The following is a 1045-nucleotide window of genomic DNA, read 5'->3' as shown; positions in this document are numbered from 1 at the left end:
CGTGCGAGGGCCTCGCCGAACCCGGGGCCGGGCGCGCGATCGACGAGCAGGTGCGCCAGGCCGTGCGCGCCGGCCTCCACGGCGTCGAGGCCGGCCTGCACGGTACCGGTGTGGACAAGGGTGAGCATGCCGCGCTCACGGGCCGCGGCGATGACCGCCGCCATGGTCTCCTTCCGGATCACCGGAAGCGTGCTGTCGTCCATGTGGCCCGAGACCTGGCCGTCGTCGTAGTGGACCTTGATGTAGTCCGATCCTTCGGAGATCCGGGCGTCGACGAAGCCGGCGGCCTCCTCGGGCTCGGTCAGGGTCGGGATCTCCGGGAAGCGCGCCGAGCCGTGCCCGCCAGGGACGGTGGCGGCGCAGCAGGCCGAGCGCAGGTCGGCGAGGGACGAACCGAGCGGGCCGTCCTGCTCCTTCTTCGCCGCGGCCATCTTGTCCGGGAAGTTCGCCATGTCCAGCTCGGTGGTGACCCCCCACACCAGGGCCTGGCGCAGCGCGGCGCCGACGATGTGGGTGTGCGCGTCGATGAGCCCGGGAAGCAGGGTGCACCCCCTGCCCTCCACCACCTCGGCGCTGGCTGGCACAGCGAGTCCGCGGCCGATCGCAGCGATGCGACCGTCCTCGACAACGACGGTGTCGTCGGTGCGGACGTGATGTCCGTCGAAGATCCTTACCTCGCGAAAGACCGTGCGGACCATGAGGCTCCTCCTGGGTGTCCGGTGCTGCCATCGGGCGTCCACCGTGCGTCCAGCGCGCATGGTGAAGCTGGGGGCGGTTCCGGGGGCTCTGCGCCCATGGAGGGGCTGCATCAGGAGGTAGACGACGGGGCCGTGGGAAGTCGGCCGCAGTCCACCGTAGGCGAAGAGGAGAGCGACTGTCCACGGGATGCGGAGCCATCCCGCGGCGTCAAGCCCCCACCCAGGTGACGGTCGTTCGGACAAGCGGAAAGTGAGGGCCATGGCATCGGAAACCGAGGTTGTGGTGGTGGGCGCCGGGCCCGTGGGCTTGACCTTGGCAATCGAGCTCGCCCGACGGCGGGTGGACT

General features: G+C 70.8%; 2 protein-coding genes. One reads left to right on the top strand and one right to left on the bottom strand.

The features are described from left to right. A partial coding sequence (locus ABTZ59_RS37285) for an amidohydrolase family protein (protein WP_351426099.1) occupies positions 1-698 on the bottom strand: 698 nt, incomplete at its 3' end. A 187-nt stretch (positions 699-885) separates the two neighbouring features. Between ABTZ59_RS37285 and ABTZ59_RS37280 the strand changes: the two genes are divergently transcribed. Then, positions 886-1045 (top strand): FAD-dependent monooxygenase (locus ABTZ59_RS37280; RefSeq protein ID WP_351426103.1); only part of this gene is annotated, 160 nt, incomplete at its 3' end.

It is taken from the genome of Streptomyces sp. NPDC094034, from assembly GCF_040303865.1.
Taxonomy (GTDB): domain Bacteria; phylum Actinomycetota; class Actinomycetes; order Streptomycetales; family Streptomycetaceae; genus Streptomyces.
The sequence above is the reverse complement of the archived record's forward strand: the minus strand, read 5'-3'. Positions and strand labels throughout refer to the sequence as shown.